Source organism: Terrabacter sp. R4-6 (genome assembly GCF_057529065.1).
The window spans coordinates 3,916,206-3,933,637 of record NZ_CP197224.1 but is presented as its reverse complement, the minus strand read 5'-3'; the positions used below and the strand labels follow the sequence as shown (position 1 = coordinate 3,933,637).

Genomic DNA, 17,432 nt, shown 5'->3' with positions numbered 1-17,432 from the left:
CTCCGCTCCGGCGCCGTCACTCACGCCGCGGACTGGGTCGCCGGGACGCGCATCGGGCCCACGGCGTACGCCGTGGGCCCGATGTGGTTGCGGTGCAAGCTCCCCCGAGCAGTGGTGCGGGTCGATCAGTAGTTGCCGCCCATCCAGCGGATGTCCTGCGCTGTGGGCTTGGTCAAGGCCGTGTTGGAGTTCGTCGACGGGTACATGACGCTCTTGGACGACGTCGAGTGCGGCAGCCCGCCGCAGTGGCCGAGCTCGTGGATCGCAAGGTGCTCACCGGCGTACATCGTCGCGAACAGGGGGTCGAGACGAACCGTGCAGCCAGTGATGGCGCTTCCGCTCGTTACGAGCGTGGCGTCACCGATGGCCCCATCTGATGTTGCCTGCGCCGCGAGGACCTTGATGTTGGCCTTGGTGGCGTCCGACGTCATGACGACGTTCCAGCCTGACTTGCGCCACTCGGACACGGCCTCAGGGACCTTGAACGAGTTGTTGCCTCCGGTCGCGTCGTAGACGAGGGCCTGGGTCGTCCAGTGACCCCAGTAGGCCGCCGTGACGGTGGGGCTGGGCTTGGCGGCCTGCGAGGGCGCGGCCGCGCCGACGGCGAGACCGATGGCTGCGAGGACGACGAAGATGATCCGCTTCATGTGCCTTCTCCTGCTGTGGGGGATGTGCTGGGGGCTCAGGACTGATGGGGCTCCATGCGGTGTGTTCGGACAGACGCCGAGACCACCCGTGGGGTAGGTGGTCTCGAGGGGGTTGGCGCTGTTTGTCCAAATTATCGATTTCGTGGCGTAATGAGACCTTTTTGACGATCTCTTGACCTTTACTGGCGGGTTGCTGGGACAACTCCCAGTTCCGCGGGGACGACGAAGGCCCGCCCCCGGGTGCGGGGCGGGCCTTCGTCGTGCGCTGTCTCTCGTGCCGGGCGGGTCGTGCCGGGCGCGCGGGGCTGGCTGGCTCAGCAGTACTTCGCGGTGCCGCCGCCGCTCCATGCACACGTGTCGACCGTCGTGCCCGAGGCGTTCTTGAGGTATGCCGTGTCGCCCGAGTTGTTCCAGACGTACCAGGTCTTGTTGTAGTAGCGGTGCGTCGACGTCGCCGACCCGCGGCCGGTGTGGACCGTCACGGTGGCGCCGGCCTTGAGGGTGAAGGTCGGGAACCGGTAGGTGTAGCCGGTCTTGTCGCGCAGGGTCCAGCCGGTGAGGACGCGGTTGCTGCGCGTCGTGTTCTTGATGACGACGTACTCGGCGTTGAGGCTCGTGTTGCTGCCGGTGTCGGAGCCGGGCGAGTCGTACTGGACCTTGTAGATCATGATCGCCGGCAGGGCCTGGGCCGAGCTCGCGGTGGCGATGGGAGCGGCCACGGCGAGGCCGAGTCCGGCGGTGGCCACGAGGGCCTTGGTGATGAACGTGCGCATGCTTCCCTGTCTGTCGTCGCGGCCCCGTGGCCGCGGCACGTGCGGATGGCGCCGCCCGAGGGGCGGCGCCATCACTCCCTGTCTCGACGCGCCACGCCGCCGGGCCTTGGACGTGCTGGGCGGTGCGGGCGTCGTCAGCGGACGCTAGTGCGTGTCCACCTGTCGCGTGAGCGTTTTGGGGTTTTTGCGTCCTTGCTGCGCGGGCCGTCCGCGGGCCGGAGTGCGACGGACGTCGTCAGACTCACGTCACCCGAGCGGAGCGCGGGCCCGCGACGTCACGGTGATGGTGACGCTGCCCCCGAGCGACTCGAGGACCCAGCCGCTCATCGGCAGGGTCGCCGTGCCCTGGATCGTGACGACGGCGGTCGCACCGTCACTCATTCCGGTGTCGGGGACCACCGACCAGGACGTGATGCCCGACGGCAGCGGCGTGCGTGCCAGGTGCGCGGCAGCCGCGTCGGCCACGGACTCGTCGGTGAGTGCGAGCTGGTCGAGGACGCCACCCTCGTAGGCGTCGCGCTCGTCGAGGGCGTCAGCGGCGTCGAGTGCCGCGGAGTCGGCAGTGTCGAGCAGGCGCATCCGCGCGAGCTGGGCCGCCGTGACGTCGACGGTCCCCAGGACCAGGAGTGCCGCGAGCACGAACAGGCCGAGGGCGAGCACGCCGATCTGGCCGTCGTCGCCGGCTCGACGGTGAGCCGACCGGGAGCGGAGCCGACGGTGGACGTGCCGGAGGCGGACGGCATACGTGCTCGTCATCGCGCCACGAACCGGTCGACCGAGGCGACGTGCGTCGACGTGATGGTGACGGAGGCCGGGACGTGGGCCGCGATGAAGTCCGGTACGAGCGGGAGCTGGACCTCGATGGACGCGGTGGAGGTGACCGTTCCGTCGGGGCGCAGGCACGGGGAGCCGTCGCACGTCACCGAGACGGCCGCGCCGTCCTCGAAGGAGAAGTCGGTGAAGGCGAGCTGGGCCGCTGCGCGGGCCCGGGCGTAGCCGTCGTCGTCGGACGGCGCCGTGACGAAGGCCCGGCCGGCCTCCCGGCCTGCCAGCGACGCCGAGAACGACGCAGCCTGCAGGCGGGCCGCCGTGAGCACGAGGTAGGTCAGCGGCAGCAGGAGCAGGATGCCGAGGAAGATGAACTCGAGGATGGCGCGGCCGGCCTCGCCGTCGGTCCGGGTCACGGCTCGGCCGGCGGCCCTGGTAACGACGTCCTGCGGCCGGATCATCGACTCGCTCCGGCCGTGACCTGCTCCTCGCTGAAGGCGCGGCCGGACACCGTGAGCGCACCCGCCGGCCCGACCGGACCGATCACGGGCAGGGGTGCAGTCACGCGGACCTCGACCACGCGCACTCCCGAGGCGGTCACGGAGCGGGTGGCGCTCACGTCCTGGGCGAACGTCGAGCTCAGCGCCGAGGTGATCAGCGCCTCGGTGCGCGCGATGCCGTCACCGGGCTGAGCATCGGCTCGAGCGCCGTAGCGGGCGCCCTCGGACGCCGCCGAGATGAGCGTGTTGCGCACGTAGAGCGCCAGACCGAGCTGGAAGACCCCGAGCGCCACGAACAGCAGGAGCGCCGCCACCATCACGAACTCCGCGATGGCGGAGCCGCGCTCGCGGTCCGCGGCCGTCGTCGAGCGGCGCTCCAGACGAGCCAGGACCGTCCCGGGGCTCGGCACGGCCGGGCCGACGAGCCTCACGGGCCCTTGACGTCCGAGATGGCGTCGCTGAAGAGCTGCCCCAGCTGGGGGCCGGCGAGGGCCCAGAGCGCGGTGACGAGACCGGCGGTCATGATCGTGATGAGGACCCAGCCTGGGACGTCGCCGCGGTCACGAGGGCCGGCGATCCGACGCGATACGACGGTCGCGACGGCTGCCAAGGCTCGGGTGCGGGCCGTGATGATGTGGTTCATTCTCTTTCTCCCTGTGTCGGATTCGTGCCGGATTGCGATGAGGACACTCGGTGGCCCGGGTGTCAGAGCTTGAGGTGGAGGAAGCTGAGTCCTGGGTAGAGCGCGAAGAGCACCGTCACCGGCAGCGTGAGGAAGACGATCGGGAGTATGTTTGTCTAGACCTTCTCTCTCGGAGCGTGCCATGACTCTGCCAGCAGGCATCTACGTGCGGATCTCTCGTGACTCCGAGGGTCTGGGTCTCGGGGTCAAACGTCAGCTCGCCGACTGCGAGCGGCTAGTCGCGCAGCTGGGCTGGGCCGTCGCCGGCCTCTACGAGGACAACGACGTGAGCGCCACCCGCGGCAAGCCCCGGCCGGCCTACGAGCGAATGATGCGCGACGTCGGTCACGGGGTCATCAAGGCTGTAGTCGTGTGGGACGTCGACCGACTCACCCGGACGCCGAGAGAACTCGAGGACGTCATCGACCACGCAGACCGACTCGGGCTAAGACTCGCGTCCGTCGGCGGTGATATCGATCTGGCCACCGAGCAAGGCCGCATGATGGCCAGGATGAAGGGCACGGTCGCCCGGTACGAGGTCGAACAGCAACGCCGCCGACTCAAGGCCAAACACCGCGAGCTCGCGGCCAACGGTGCTCATATCGGCAAGCGCCCCTACGGGTGGGACTTCCGTTCCGACCGAACGCTTGCGATCAACCCAGAGGAAGCAGCGGTCGTCCGCGAGTGCGTCGACCGCGTGCTCTCCGGCCAGGGGCTGTGGAAGATCTGCAAGGACCTGAACCGTCGCGGCATCCGCACGAGCACCGGGAAGCCCTGGCAGACCGTCGTCCTGCGCCAGATGCTGCTGCGCTGGCGCAACTGCGGGGTGCGCACCCACCTGGGCAAGGAGGTCGGGCCCGGACAGTGGGAGCCGATCATCGACCGGCCGACCCATGAACGCGTCGTCGCCCTCCTCACCGACCCCGGACGGCGAAGCAACAACCGCGGCACCGAACCCAAGTACCTGCTCACCTCCATCGCCCACTGCGGCGTCTGCGGCGGCCCGCTGGTCGGCACTAACGAGTACACCTACGTGGTCAAGAACGGACGAACGCGCGTCTACCCGCACAGCTACACCTGCGCCCACGCCGGATGCATGAAGGTCCGCCGCCGCATGGCTGACCTCGACCAACTCGTCACCAGCGTGGTCCTGGGTGTCCTCAAGCGCGACGGCGTCCGACTCCTCGGCGGGGATCCCGCCGCCGATACCCGCGCCCGGGACCGAATCGGAGGCCTGGAGGCAAAGCTCGCCCTTGCAGCCGACCAGTTCGCCGACGACACCATCACCGGCGACCAGCTCCGCCGGGTCTCTGAGCGCCTCAAGCCGCAGCTCGCCGAAGAGCGCGCCCGGCTGGCCGCGGCCCAACCCAACCCCGAGCTGGCGGAATTCGCCGGTACGACGGTCGACGGCGCCTGGAACACGGCCGACATCGAGACGCGTAAGCGCATCATCCGTCTCCTCGGCATGCGCATAACCATCAACCCCATCGGCTCGGGCCAGGGACGGACCTTCGACCCCGAATCCGTCACAATCGAGTGGTCGGCCGCAATCGAAGCATAGGAGCCCATTCCAGCCGCGAGCCGCCTTGCCGTGTACGGCATGAGCCCCGAAGGGGCCTGCAGTCTTGAGGTCGGCGGCCGGTCCCGGTCCCCGCGGCTTCCACATCTCTTGAGCCTTTGTCCTCATCGCTTGCCAGCGTTGGCCGCGGACTGCTCCACCATCGCACAAGCCCAGGGGACCTCGTTACAGATGGCTTAACGTGACAACTTCCCATCCAGGTTCATACGTGAGAATCGCCCCCGAGAATTTGTCAGTGAACTCGTCCCGAATGAGGTTGACGACGGCCGGAGAGTTCGTTGCCACGTCCAGCATCATCTGCGCCGATGTCTGAACCCCCGGCGCGATCCAGGAGTTTCGCACTTTAAAGGACCACACGACGATCCACGTCCCGGCCGAATCTGGCGCAAGCTTCACAGCGCCGAACGGGATCGTGGAGTTGATATCAGCCACCGCATTAAGGAGCTCGACCGTGGCGCCCATCTCAGTCATGACGAGGGCCCCAAACTGCGTTATATCGTCTGCGACTGTGCCAACGACTCCCACGTTGTCACGAACGTAGGAGAATCCAAACTGGGGGACAAACTCAGAAACGTAGACACCGAATGCATGCGTCGCAGCGCCGAGGGCGAAGTCGTAGTGCTCGCTCATTTCTACTGCTCGATAATCTTGCGACAGTGTTCACAAGGATCGTTATACCCACGACGCACCCAGGTCTGCCTCCCGCAGTGAGGGCAAGTCACTTTGATGTTTTCCCACATTTCCCCTCCGGAGTGCCAGTGTCTGGATCGACTCTCAAGGCCCGACCGCTTGGCCTCAGACTAGGAGGGGATCGCACGGGGCGAACCCCAAACCGCAACATGTGTTCACCGGCTTGGCCGTGACGGTTCGCCTCCCTGTCGCACATCCGGGGTCCATCAAAAGCCACAAGGTGTACGCCGCTCGTGTCCACCTCCAGCACCGCCGACTGAGCGCTCGCGTAACCTTGAGGCGGGGCGGTCTCAGATCGTCTGCGCAACACGGATGTCGTGTGGAGGCGGGACGATGGCTGGTGGACTGAGGAGGTATTCGCTATCTCAGCGGGAGCAGGCGTTGGGGCTGCTCGAGCAGGGGCTGTCGGGGCTGGAGGTCGCCCGGCAGGTCGGGGTGGACCGGTTCGCGGTGGCCCGGTGGGCCAAGGTGGCCGGCATGAGGATGCGGATCGGACCGGTCGGTGGGATGGTCAACCCGACCTTGGCGGCGCCGTCGGTGCGCGGTGACTTCACCGACCCGCGGGGCCGGTTGACCGAGGCCGGTCGGGGCCTGATCGCGCTGCGGCTGCGTGAGGGCCGGTGCCCGGCCCGGATCGCGGCCGAGCTGGGCGTGCACCGCTCGAGCGTGACCCGGGAGCTGCACCGCAACCGCGTCGCCGGGGTGTACTCGGTGCGGGTCGCGCAGGCCCGCACCCGCGCCAACCGGGCCCGTCCCCAGCCGCGGAAGCTGGACCGGCCCGAGCACGCCGCGCTACGCGCGGTCGTCCTGCACGGGTTGACCTCGCACTGGTCCCCGCAGCAGATCCAGGGCGAGCTGGTCCTGCGCTTCCCGGACGATGAGTCCATGCGGATCTGTCACGAAACTCTCTACCAGGCCCTCTACGTGCAGGGCCGCGGCAGCCTGCGCGCCGAGCTGGCCCGGGAGAAGGCGCTGCGCAGCGGGCGCACCTCGCGGGTGCCGGCCTCGAAGCTGGCCGCCCGGCCCCGGGGGAAGTCCTGGGTCGGGGACGCCGCGATCACCGCCCGCCCGGCCGAAGCGGCCGACCGCGCCGTTCCCGGGCACTGGGAAGGCGACCTGGTCATCGGCGCCCGCGGCTCCAGCGCCGTGATCACGCTGGTCGAGCGGGCCACCCGGTACCTGATGCTCGCGCGGCTGCCGGGCCGGCGCGACGCTGCCACCGTCACCGACCGGCTCACCACGATGATCACCACGCTCCCGGCCCACCTGGCCAAGACCCTGACCTGGGACCAAGGCGCCGAACTGGCCGACCACGCCCGGTTCACCGTCGCCACCGACTGCACGGTCTACTTCTGCGACCCGCACTCGCCCTGGCAACGCGGCACCAACGAGAACACCAACGGCCTGATCCGCGAGTTCTTCCCCAAAGGCACCGACTTCACCACCGTCCCCGACGAGGAGATCACCCGCGTCGAGCAGCTGCTCAACACCCGGCCCCGAGCCACCCTCGGCTTCCAGACCCCCGCCTCTAAACTCAACGAACTACTCACCGTTGCGCACACGCCCTGAAACCGCCCGGTGTCGCTCAGCGACCTCAATCGCGTCTGCGGCGATTCGCGAGCGTCGTGCTGGCGGACCATCTCCCGCCAATCCGCGACCGTTTGACGGCAAGGCTGGGCTCGACGATCGGCAGGCCGACGCCGAGCGGGTCGGAGCCCACGGGTCGTCTCGAGGACCGTTCCGAGGCTGAATGGAGTCAAGCTGGCCTGCACCGAGTGGCGCAGGACGCGCTCCACGGCTCAGGGCTGCCAGTTTTCGGACCGGCCGGCCACCCTCGGGACGCCCTACTCGGTGAGCCGCAGCGCGGTCGAGTAAACCCTGTGGCCCTCCCGCGCGCGCCGGACAGCCTCGCGCAGCCATTCGGCGGCTTCGGGGGGCCTTGTCGACCACCTTGCCGCCCACGACGCGGCCCTGCTGGAACAGGCGCCCGCAGGGGCGCGGCGACGTGCTCGCTGAGGTTCAGTGCCGTCATCGGCGACGCCGGCGAGGACCGAGGCGATGATCGTGCTCGTGTCGGTCCAGAGGTCGACGTTCTCCAAGGCGCTCGCGAGGCTCATCCGTACTCCTGCAGGTCGCGCACCGTGTCCCAGAACCGGAGGAAGTTCCGCGGCCCTTCAGGCCGTCATGCGTGCGGTATCTGCCGGCCGATACCCCCCCTCCCCCCCGAGCGCGAGCCGCCACGCTGCGTCCAAGACGGCGACTGCGAGGGCGCGAGGAATGCCTTGTCCTATGTATCCCCGACGCAAGCCCTAGCAGATGCGTGGTCAGTCCAACGTCCAGCGGCGCGCGACTGAACACGGTTCAAACTTCGATTTCGCCGATGCCGGAGCTCATCTGGCTTACTCTTGCCGCGTGACGCCTTCCCGGGGAACAACGCCAGTGTCCTCTCTCATTGTCGATGGACAGAACGCGGAGCGCGGGAGAACCAAGTCGACAATTATTGCCTCCATCCTCGCGATCATAGTGCTGAGTGGGCTCTACTTTCTCGCGGCCAGTTGGGATGCGCCTGATTGGAAGACTTTCGCGCAGAGCCTCATACCGAACGTAATAATCGTGCTGATCGCGTTCGTCTTTGTCGCCCTGTCCAAAGGGCTTGGCCTTTGGGGTCGAGGGGACAAGTTGGACGCGATCGTGGAGTTTCTTGAAGCGGAGATGCGAGCGCGAAGGGATGAGATTAAGGCATATTCGTCGCCCCATGAAGTGCCTTGGAACACCGTTTTCGGCCCGCCGGGCCCGATCCAAGTGCTGTGCAACTTCGCTGCACTGCCGCTTAGGCAAGGTTCCCATGCCTTGCGGCAGACTCTGGCGGACCACCGTTCTGGCCACATGTTTGTCTTCTTGGATCCGAACGCAACCGATGCGGTTTCGTCGGTGGCCACCATTCGATCGAAACTGAATTTCGCAAATGACGCTGACAGTGTGCAGGCAGCCATCCACGAATCGATCGCCCTGCTGCTCGAGCTGCTCCCCCATGCTGGTGGCGATCCGACTCGCCCCATCCCTGGCGTCAGAGTTGTCCTTGCATCATCTCCGGTACCGTACACGAGCTACTGGACACCATCTGTTGTGGCTCTCATTGGCCACGAGGTCTCCCCGTTAGGTCTTCTAGGCGCTCCCAAACTGTTTACTCGAGGGGAATCGAGTTCATCCCTGCGCGAGTTCAATGACCTGTTAGTCAAGTCAATCCTGGAAGACAATTCCACAGAACCGACCCTAGATGAATTGTTGGATATAGCCACCCATGTGCGAGACGCCAAATGGGCGGCTCGGATGAAGCGGAAGTTGGTGTCGTGAATGAGTGAGTTTGTAACGATGGTGCGCGAACGTACGGGGGACGACCCCCTGACGGCTTCACATCGCTGCACTGAGCTGGTTCGTTTTCTACGCCTCGTCCATGAGTCAGGAGAACCTCAGGTTCCCTCTAGGTGGGTAGACGAGGCCTGGCATGTGCTGCTCGAGAATAGGGAAACATATGCCGCCTTTCTTGCGCAGAATGCACTCTCCTACGTGCTTCATGTTCCCGGCACCTCGACGCCAGAGCGATACTCCGGCACACGATCCCGGGTGCTCAGGCAAGCAGGCACATACGTTCCCGGTTGGCCACCGGCCCAGGGCGCGGAATGTGAAGGATGTAGCGGAGATGGCGGGGGCACTGGCTTGTAGCGCCATACAGATGAACTGCCCGGGCTCCCCGTCGGCGCAGAAGTGGATCCTGCCGACGCGATCCGCGCTTGGCTGCGTCCCGGCGTCACTGTCCCGAGGAGCCGCCGGAGGTTCTAGCCAAGTAGCCGATCGCCATCATCGACCCTGCCCGGAGGCGCGGAAAGGTCACCTTGCCCCAGAACTGCATGGTTAAGGGTTTCAAGGGGTCAGTGCTTCGGCCAGCGCTTTAGCGCCGCCTCTGCGAGCGTCTTCGTCCGCGCATCGATTCGGTCCGGAAGTCCATCGCTTTCCTCTCGAAAACGAGTTGTGCAACTTGAGGTCAGCGGTCGCTGCGACTAACAGTTGCTTCTCGGCAAACCGCTTCTTGCCAGACGGAGATGACCATCGTCGCGGCTGACCTCGGTCGACGGCGCTGTGACGGCAAGCGACTTCGCGGTCGGTGCCGCCTCGCTCCCCCGCGGCTACCGAGTTCGAGCGGAGAACACAGCGGCGTCCGCCACGATCGGCACGACGGTCGGCGCCGCAACCACCAGCGAGTTGAACCGACTCATCTGGACACGTCATGTTGTTGACGTTTGCCATGAAGAGGTGGCACGGCGGGTCATCGATCACGAGCCCCGGCGCCCAATGTGAGCCCGACCCTGCCCTGTGTTGGCGATCGGTAATACAGTGAGGCCGTACCGACGAGCGTCGATACGGCCTCACGCGGCTACCGGATGGGCGGCCAGTAGGTCTTGAGGAGATCGACCGCGGCGAGCATGTACGGGACCAGGGCTATCAACCAGATCCGTACATCCGCCGCGGTCGGCCACTCCGACCTGTGTCGCTTGGGGCCTTCGGGCTCCCGCGACGCTCGTGGTCTTCGTCTCTTTGCCAATCGTCCTCCTTGGCTTGCCATCCGTGGGATCCGCTGCTCGGAGCCCTCCTCAATTGGACAACGTGACGCCGACAGCGCTCGGTGTCCCTGAGGTCACCCAGGCTGGTAAATCCCAGCGGTGTTGTTCTCCTCCATTGTCACGAATCCCGGGGACCTGCACCACAGACACTCCTCCCTGCACGTGTGGGCCTGTGGACAACCGGTGGACCCAGATGCACGACACGCCGTCCACGGGTGTGGACAAGCTGTGTGGATTACTGTGCAAACTCATCGGCCATGTCGGGCTCACATGCCTGCTGAGCAGGGCAAACATGTATCCACGCCCTGTGGACAACAAATAACGCACCCGTGTGTGTCGTCCACAGATGCCCAGGACACGCCGATAGCCGTGCAGTCGGCGTCGTCGACCTTCTCGCCGTCGATGTCGATCTCGACGAGGTTGAGGGCCTCGTCGTAGATCAGCTCGTAGTCGCGACGGTAGAACCCCTCGCGGCCCCACGAGTCGTTGAGCACGATCTCCCTGTTCATCACGCCGATGACGATGTCCTCGTGCTTGAGCATCATCTTTAGTCCCGTCCTGTGGGGCGCGGACGCTTCGCCTGCACCTTGCCGCATCGCTCGCCGCCCGCCTGTTCATCTCGTTACACGAGAGGTATGGATGCATGCGACGCGGCGATCCATAGTCGGGTCCGCCACCGTGGGACGTCGCCGGGTGGTTCGGTATGGGACATGCAGATTCTTGCCAACGCCCTGCCAGGCTTCCGCGACATGCGCGCACCGCTGACCGCGGGGTACCTGTGGCTGGTGTTCGCGTGGCTCGTGGCGCGGCCGGACGTCTCGAAGACGCCGGAGAACCCCATCGCTCGCTCGGCATACCAACTTGCAACCGGGGTGGGTCCGCTATGGGTGGGTATTGCGGTGGGCACTCTCGCGTATCTCGCTGGGTCGGTGACGCAGATCGTCACCGACTACCTCGAGCGTGAGCTTTCCCCCTCCGCGAGGCGGCGCATGGCCCGGGAGTTCCAGGCCGACCCGGCACACCAGAATCTGCGTGTTCGAGACATGCCGAGCGGCGCACTCATCGAGGAAACACGGATGGCGGTAGATGAGGCGATTCTGGGCGCCAACCCAAGCGATGTGGAGCTAGAGCGGTGGGTGTTGCGCGCCCAGTCGGCACATCGCGAGGCGCTGGACCGAGCGACATCGGAACTCGACCTACCTGCAACTCTCCTCGTCGGCAACGAACCCGCCCTCTTCGCCGAGGTCGATCGCATGCGTGCCGAGGGCGAGCTTCGAATTACGACAGCCCCAGCACTGATCCTGATCACAATCCTCATCGCGGTCGACTGGACCCCTTGGGCATGGTGCGGGCTCCTGGCCGTGGTCGCCCTCGTTTGGCAAGGCGGCAGCCGTAAGGCCGAGTCTCGTCAACTGATCGAGGATGCCATGCGCACCGGGCGCATCGAGTCTGCCGCCGCAAGGGCCTACAAGGACTCAATGGATCGACTGCTGGCAGAAATAGCAGCTGCGGTGGCCGCACGGACGTCAAACGCAGAGATCGCGACCCCCTATGACGTCACGATGACCCGCGCGCGCCTTCAGAACAATGATTAAGCAGCATTCTCCAACTCGAAGACCTCCTCGCACGTGACGATGCGCTCGCGCGGCAGATGGCTGCGGCGAGGCAGTTGAGGAGCGTCGTCTTGCCTGCCTGAGTTCCTCCTGCGACGAGCACGTTGAGACCGCTCGCTACCGCGGCCTCGAGGAACGTCGCCGCCTGTCGTGGCATCGTGCCGAGCCGGACGAGATCGTCGAGGTGGTCGGCCTTGACGACGAACTTGCGGATGTTGACCTGCCAGTGGGCTCTGCTGATGTCGGGGATGACGACATGGAGCCGTGAGCCGTCGGCGAGCGTCGCGTCGACGAAGGGGCTGCTGAGGTCGACGCGCCGGCCGCTGCTCTTTGAGCATCCGGGTCCGGGTGAGTCGGTCGACGTCCCACACGACCTGAGATCCGGAGAGCCCGCATGTTGGCCCGCGACGCCGCCTGAGTGTTCTGCGCTACTTCTACGTGGCGAACCATGCGTGAGAGGTCCTTGAGACCTCACGAGAACTTGGCCAATAGATACGGACTGTGTCCGCGGCAGGCGAGGGGCTGGCGCGTATAGGTTGCCTGACATGCCCAAGAGGGCGGTATCGCGTGGAGGTAGAGATGGCATCATTGCGTTCGTTGCTGCTGACTGCGGCCAGTCGTACCAAACCTGACCGCAGCCAGGACGAGCGAACGGCTCTTCAGGTCGCATTGAAGGAGGTCCGCGCGGCGATCGAGGAGCTCTCGCCAGGCCATGTCACCCGACACAGCGAGGGACAGACCATTCCCGCCGACATCCCTTGGGTGATTGCCTTCCCGAAGGGCGTAGAGACCCCTGACCCGCAATCGGGCTACTACGTGGTGTACCAACTCGCGTCGGACGGGAAGGCGGTGAATCTGAGCTTTGGTCTGGGAACCTCCAAGGTAGGGAGCCTCGGTGCCCTCCGGGCACGTACGACTGCCTTGCGCGAGTTCTGCCCGAACAGCGCGGACCTCTCCTTGGTCCCCGAGCTCTCGAAACAGGGGGGGCGAGCGGCGGAGTACATCAAGGGAACTGTGGTGACAAAGGTCTACCCCAGGGAGCAGATGCCGCCCGAGGAGGAACTGCGTGAGGACCTCGACCGATTCCTTGAGTTCGCCGACAACGCATACGCGGCAGGACTCCGATTCCACGAATCGATGGAGCCGACGCATCTTGTCTACCCATGGGTTGAAGACCTATCGGGGCCTGGCATAGTCACGTCGCGCAAGGCGATCGCGGACTCTAATGGCTCTGCCTGGTGGGTCACGAACACCCGGATCGCGACCCCCAAGCTGGAGCAGATGCGAGCGCAGCTCGCACAGGACATAGACACATACGTGTACCTGTACGCCGCCGGCGACTCGTGGCGGACCCGACTTGTCGACCTGACCACTTCCAAGGTCGACGTTGAAGCGGAGCCCCAGTTGCTTGCGCCAGGCGCCGCGCCCATCGATGGTCGGCTGGCCATGAAGTTGGCCGACTTCGAATCAATGCCTACCTCGTGGGCCGGCGAGGGCTTGTTCTCGGCCGGCAACGGAACGTCGGTGCAAGAGAGCTTCGCTGGTCGACCTAGCTTCACCTACGTCCACAGCGGCTTCCCGGGTGATGCAGGCACCCCCACAGCATCGATGCCCAAGCCCGAATCGATCAGGAAGCCGCTGTCCGCCACGAGCCCAACCAACGCAGGCGACGAAATTGAGAAGCTAGCAGCGGATTCGGGCATCTCCGTTGATGTACTGCAGGAGATGGTTGACGTACTCCGAGGCCGCCAACCTCAACTGATCCTTGCGGGACCTCCCGGGACAGGGAAGACATGGCTCGCGAAGCGTCTCGCCCAGATTGGCTCCTCGGCCGCATCATCGGCATATGACCTGGTCCAGTTCCACCCCTCCTACGCATACGAGGACTTCATCCAGGGCCTCAGACCTGTGGCGAAGGACGGGACCGTGGTCTTCCAGAACGAGCCTGGGCATCTCTTGAACCTGGTTCAGGCACTCCCCAACGGCCCAAGCACGTTGATCATCGATGAGATGAACAGGGCAAACATTCCGTCGGTGTTCGGGGAACTCATGTATCTGCTCGAGTACCGGGGTGAACGAGCGAGGCTCCGACTCTCAGGTGAATTCGCGTTACCTGCGGAGGTGCGGATCCTCGCAACCATGAACACCGCCGACAGGAGCATTCGCTCGGTGGACGCGGCGCTCCGCAGGCGGTTCGAGTACTTCGAGGTCTTCCCAGACCATGCGGCCCTGGCCAACTACTACGCCGGGTCTGCCGTCCTTGAGGTGCCTGATCTCATCCAAGGGTTCGTTGAATTAAACAGGCGACTGGAGGCTGCCATCGACCGTCACCACGGCGTCGGCCACAGTTTCTTCATGCGCGAGCGTCTGGACTCCCGGACCCTACGGGGAGTCTGGCATCGCCAAGTACGACCGCTCATCGAGGAGTACTTCTTCGATGAGCCGAACCGCGTTGACGCCGAGTTCCAGCTGACCGAGCTATGGCCCAGTCAGTCGGTTTGACCCGGCTCCGCGAGTCGACTTGGTGCCGAGTCCCAGGGCTCACTCAGGAGGGTGCTCGGGCGCTAGAGGGTCTAGGCGAGGAACTCTCCGCAGCCGACCAGGAAGGCGAACTCGCGACGAGCCTCATCCAGTGTCGGTTCACGACATCGGGCCAATGGGAGGTCCGCGTGGCGGAGGCAATCGGACTGGTTGGAGTCGGATCGGACTCTTGGCCGGTTGACCCGAAGATCGAAACCGACCACCTCTTCTACCTCCTGCAGCGTGGCCACATGCTCCCAACGACGTCGAATCTGGCGGCGGAGATGGCGTCGGGAGAGAGCCTATGGCACCTCCTCTACGACTGGTTCCTGCGCAGTACGGAAGCTGTTGTGAGATCGGACCTCGCCAAGGGCTACGTCTCCGAGGCTCGGGAACTGTCCTACATCAGAGGGACCCTCGACTCCTTGAGCCTCTCGAGGGCCTTGCTTCGCGGCCACACACGGATCCGATGTTCATATGAGGAATTCCGTTCGGACATCGCCCTCAACAGGGTCCTAAAGTCCGCCCTGCTACTTGGGCTCAGTTCCGGGACTCTCCCCGCCGACGCTGCGCGGCGCACCAGACGCCTCCTCGCCCGCTTCACTGATGTATCAGAGGCGTCGGCACATGACCTTCGCGTCGGGATCGACAGGCAGACAACCCGCTATCGGGACGCCGTCCCCCTCGCGCTCCACATCCTCCGTGGCCGACAGCGAGAGCTTGCCATCGGCACGACTCGCGCCTGGTGCTTCCTCTGGCGCACACCGGAAGCCGTTGAGGCCGGCATACGTGAAGTCCTTCGCGAGGGCCTTCTAGACACGACGGGGGTCAGCAAGGAATCGAGGCACTACCCCCCGTTGCGGTTCACCCCTGACCTAAGACTGGGTGACGCTGCGATCGGGGATGTGAAGTACTCGATCGACTCGGGGTCGTGGAGGCGCACGGACGTGTACCAGCTCCTGGCCTTCGCAGTCGCACACCAGTGCACTCGCGCACTGCTGGTCAATTTCAACCCTGCATCTCCCCCGCCGGCGCGCGTGAATGTCGCCGGGATAGAGCTGGAACGGTTTTCGTGGCAGCTCGACGCCGCCCCTGAGAAATCCGCCGAGCTGCTGGTCCACCAGACCCGCGTGTGGTTGGCTGCCTCGGGGCCGGTCAGCTGACCAACGCCATCGGGATGACGTCCTCAATGGGTCGGAGACAGTCGAGACGCCGACACCGAGGCGCTCCGCTGAGTCGTGTAGACGGCGACGGCGACGGATGGTCACGTGGGCGCATCACCTTCAAGCACGGCACTCGAGAAAAGGCAGTGCAGCTCCATCGTCATGCCGGTGGTCCGCTCCAAGCAGCGCTGGCGACGGACGTGGAGACCCGGCTGGCCTAGGTCGCACGCCCGCCGGCTTGGCTGGTCCGCCCCCCGGTGAGCCGAGATCTGGGCCGGAACTTCCGCCCGCACGGACGCGAAAGTGAACCGCCCGGTAAGTCCGGAGACTTCTCTCGGCATCGCGCCACGCGTTCTCCGAGCGCTTCGCGCTTTGGCCCACGCTGGATGAGTTGCTGCACTAGTTACGACATGTAGGGCTGATCGTGATTGTCGGACCATCGACCGCGAACACGACGGTTTTGCTCGACTTGTCTTTGAGGTGGCGGCAGCGGGTGCACGCTCGGAGTTCGCGGTGCATGTCGAGGTACTGCTGCGAGGTCCCCTGCGATCCGGTTCCGCCCGCAAGGAGCACGGGAATCTTCCGGTCGAATACCTTCTCGGCCTCGGCAAGTGCAGCCCAGATCTCCTGATGTGGCTCCCCCTTCGAGCCGTGATGAGGGGCCGTCATCGCGGCGATGTGCTCCCAGGGCACAAGGTCGTTCTCCACTCCCCCTACCCATCCGACCCGACAGGACTCGCCAGCGCCGTCGCTCCAGATCAATACGCCCCATGGCTTGACGTACTGGTTGCGGACGAGTGGGGTCTCCCAGATGTTCATGGGGATGTCAGTGGCTCGTTCCAGGTCCAATCTGGCGCGGATCTGTTCGACCCCGCAGAGGCAGGCTCGCTCCCACAGGAACACGGCCAATGCCCGACGGTTCTGCACAGTCAGCTGGTGTGCGAGGTAGAGGGCAAGCGCGGGTTCACGGAACTTCGCGGGGAGCCGATGGACCTCGACGGCGTTAACGACGGTGGCGACCCCTGCCATCCCCTCGATGGTCCAGGGTTCGGCTCGGTCTCCTCGGACCGCGTCTGTCGAGAAGTAGCGGACCCGCGCCCCGTGCAATGCAGCGTTGGCAAGGATTTCAAGGATCGCACCCGACTTCTTGATGACATCCTTCGCAACGCGCTGCGCCTTCGCAGGGTTCGGTACCGGCGGCCAGGTGGGGTTGGCCTCACGCTCCTTCTCGATGACCTCGGTGATCGCACCCTCGAGGACATCGGAGTCGATCACCTCGTCTACCTCGCCGTGGACCAGGTGGCGCATTTGCCCCCACGTGAACTCGAATGGATATCCCAGTACCTCGTCATCGCTGTCGCCGTTGATAACTACGGCGGCTGGCACAGGAACCGGTTCTTCAATCACCCCGAGCGCTCGAATCTGATGAGGCCGCAGCTCTCGTTCTGGTTGAGGGTGATCCCGTCCCGTCACCGCAGCGCGCGCCTCGGCGAGAAGACCCCACTCATACGGCACCCAGACCTCACGTAGCCGATCCGGCCATGCGCTCGCAAGCGCCTCGAAGCCTCCGATATGGTCATCATCTGAATGAGTCAGGATCAAGATGTCCGGGTTGAACTCGGCCGCCCGCTCGCCGGCGCCGCTGCTCCGCTTGCCGAGGTCCACAACCACCTTCGCGGCTTGGTCGCGGATGAAGCCCAAGGCGGAGCCGCAGTCCCCGCACCAAGCCGTGGATGCGGCCCACATGTGCGACTCCCCGAGGAAGGCATCCTGTCCCCGTCTCCCCGTCCCGCCAGGGTTGATCAGCGTTGCCACAAAGTCACCCTGCCTTCCGAATCATGACTCCTCTACAAGCGACTCCGCGAATCATCCGGGTCG

Annotated in this window: 16 protein-coding genes and 1 pseudogene; 6 read left to right on the top strand and 11 right to left on the bottom strand. The window is 65.4% G+C overall.

The window, feature by feature from the left end:
* Nucleotides 1-125: 125 nt before the first annotated feature.
* The 6 genes from ACSSS0_RS18240 to ACSSS0_RS18215 all read right to left on the bottom strand — a co-directional run bounded on the left by ACSSS0_RS18240 (nt 126) and on the right by ACSSS0_RS18215 (nt 3,331).
* Entirely contained in the window at nt 126-647 is a 522-nt protein-coding gene (locus ACSSS0_RS18240; RefSeq protein ID WP_487229112.1) for a matrixin family metalloprotease, read from the bottom strand.
* 314 nt (nt 648-961) lie between these two features.
* On the bottom strand, nt 962-1,420 hold the full coding sequence (locus tag ACSSS0_RS18235; protein ID WP_487229111.1) for a lamin tail domain-containing protein: 459 nt from the start codon (nt 1,418-1,420) through the stop codon (nt 962-964).
* 246 nt (nt 1,421-1,666) lie between these two features.
* Nucleotides 1,667-2,176, bottom strand: a complete 510-nt coding sequence (locus ACSSS0_RS18230) for a pilus assembly protein TadG-related protein (RefSeq protein WP_487229110.1) — start codon at nt 2,174-2,176, stop codon at nt 1,667-1,669.
* Entirely contained in the window at nt 2,173-2,649 is a 477-nt protein-coding gene (locus ACSSS0_RS18225; RefSeq protein WP_487229109.1) for a pilus assembly protein, read from the bottom strand. Before ACSSS0_RS18225 ends, ACSSS0_RS18230 begins: the two co-directional genes overlap by 4 nt.
* A complete protein-coding gene (locus tag ACSSS0_RS18220; protein ID WP_487229108.1) occupies nt 2,646-3,119 on the bottom strand; it encodes a TadE/TadG family type IV pilus assembly protein in 474 nt (157 codons plus the stop codon). Before ACSSS0_RS18220 ends, ACSSS0_RS18225 begins: the two co-directional genes overlap by 4 nt.
* On the bottom strand, nt 3,116-3,331 hold the full coding sequence (locus ACSSS0_RS18215) for a hypothetical protein (RefSeq protein ID WP_487229107.1): 216 nt from the start codon (nt 3,329-3,331) through the stop codon (nt 3,116-3,118). Before ACSSS0_RS18215 ends, ACSSS0_RS18220 begins: the two co-directional genes overlap by 4 nt.
* Before the next feature lie 181 nt (nt 3,332-3,512).
* On the opposite strand from ACSSS0_RS18215, the gene ACSSS0_RS18210 reads away from it, so the two are divergent.
* The gene (locus ACSSS0_RS18210; RefSeq protein WP_487229106.1) at nt 3,513-4,931 is read left to right on the top strand and encodes a recombinase family protein; all 1,419 of its coding nucleotides are present in this window, start codon (nt 3,513-3,515) and stop codon (nt 4,929-4,931) included.
* Nucleotides 4,932-5,114: 183 nt separating this feature from the next.
* Here ACSSS0_RS18210 and ACSSS0_RS18205 read toward each other — a convergent pair whose 3' ends face one another.
* Nucleotides 5,115-5,579, bottom strand: a complete 465-nt coding sequence (locus ACSSS0_RS18205) for a hypothetical protein (protein ID WP_487229105.1) — start codon at nt 5,577-5,579, stop codon at nt 5,115-5,117.
* A gap of 393 nt (nt 5,580-5,972) precedes the next feature.
* On the opposite strand from ACSSS0_RS18205, the gene ACSSS0_RS18200 reads away from it, so the two are divergent.
* Nucleotides 5,973-7,208: an IS30 family transposase gene (locus tag ACSSS0_RS18200; protein ID WP_487228385.1), complete on the top strand. Its 1,236-nt coding sequence runs from the start codon at nt 5,973-5,975 to the stop codon at nt 7,206-7,208.
* Between the two features lie 275 nt (nt 7,209-7,483).
* Here ACSSS0_RS18200 and ACSSS0_RS18195 read toward each other — a convergent pair whose 3' ends face one another.
* On the bottom strand, nt 7,484-7,756 hold the full coding sequence (locus ACSSS0_RS18195) for a hypothetical protein (protein ID WP_487229104.1): 273 nt from the start codon (nt 7,754-7,756) through the stop codon (nt 7,484-7,486).
* A gap of 199 nt (nt 7,757-7,955) precedes the next feature.
* Here ACSSS0_RS18195 and ACSSS0_RS18190 point away from each other — a divergent pair, with 199 nt between their 5' ends.
* Nucleotides 7,956-8,993 (top strand): hypothetical protein, encoded by a 1,038-nt coding sequence (locus ACSSS0_RS18190; protein WP_487229103.1) that lies wholly within the window; start codon nt 7,956-7,958, stop codon nt 8,991-8,993.
* A 1,531-nt stretch (nt 8,994-10,524) separates the two neighbouring features.
* On the opposite strand, the gene ACSSS0_RS18185 is transcribed toward ACSSS0_RS18190, so the two are convergent.
* Complete coding sequence (locus tag ACSSS0_RS18185) at nt 10,525-10,803, bottom strand: hypothetical protein (protein ID WP_487229102.1); 279 nt, start codon at nt 10,801-10,803, stop codon at nt 10,525-10,527.
* Between the two features lie 165 nt (nt 10,804-10,968).
* Here ACSSS0_RS18185 and ACSSS0_RS18180 point away from each other — a divergent pair, with 165 nt between their 5' ends.
* Nucleotides 10,969-11,853: a hypothetical protein gene (locus tag ACSSS0_RS18180; protein ID WP_487229101.1), complete on the top strand. Its 885-nt coding sequence runs from the start codon at nt 10,969-10,971 to the stop codon at nt 11,851-11,853.
* Nucleotides 11,854-11,861: 8 nt separating this feature from the next.
* On the opposite strand, the pseudogene ACSSS0_RS18175 reads toward ACSSS0_RS18180, so the two are convergent.
* Nucleotides 11,862-12,202, bottom strand: a pseudogene (locus tag ACSSS0_RS18175) (ATPase, T2SS/T4P/T4SS family); the annotation flags it as partial.
* A 266-nt stretch (nt 12,203-12,468) separates the two neighbouring features.
* Between ACSSS0_RS18175 and ACSSS0_RS18170 the strand changes: the two are divergent.
* Nucleotides 12,469-14,373 carry an MrcB family domain-containing protein gene (locus tag ACSSS0_RS18170; protein WP_487229100.1) on the top strand — a complete coding sequence of 635 codons (1,905 nt, stop codon included), beginning with the start codon at nt 12,469-12,471 and terminating at the stop codon, nt 14,371-14,373.
* Between the two features lie 167 nt (nt 14,374-14,540).
* Nucleotides 14,541-15,554, top strand: a complete 1,014-nt coding sequence (locus ACSSS0_RS18165) for a 5-methylcytosine restriction system specificity protein McrC (RefSeq protein WP_487229099.1) — start codon at nt 14,541-14,543, stop codon at nt 15,552-15,554.
* Nucleotides 15,555-15,953: 399 nt separating this feature from the next.
* On the opposite strand, the gene ACSSS0_RS18160 is transcribed toward ACSSS0_RS18165, so the two are convergent.
* Nucleotides 15,954-17,369, bottom strand: a complete 1,416-nt coding sequence (locus ACSSS0_RS18160) for an MBL fold metallo-hydrolase (protein ID WP_487229098.1) — start codon at nt 17,367-17,369, stop codon at nt 15,954-15,956.
* Between the last annotated feature and the right edge of the window lie 63 nt (nt 17,370-17,432).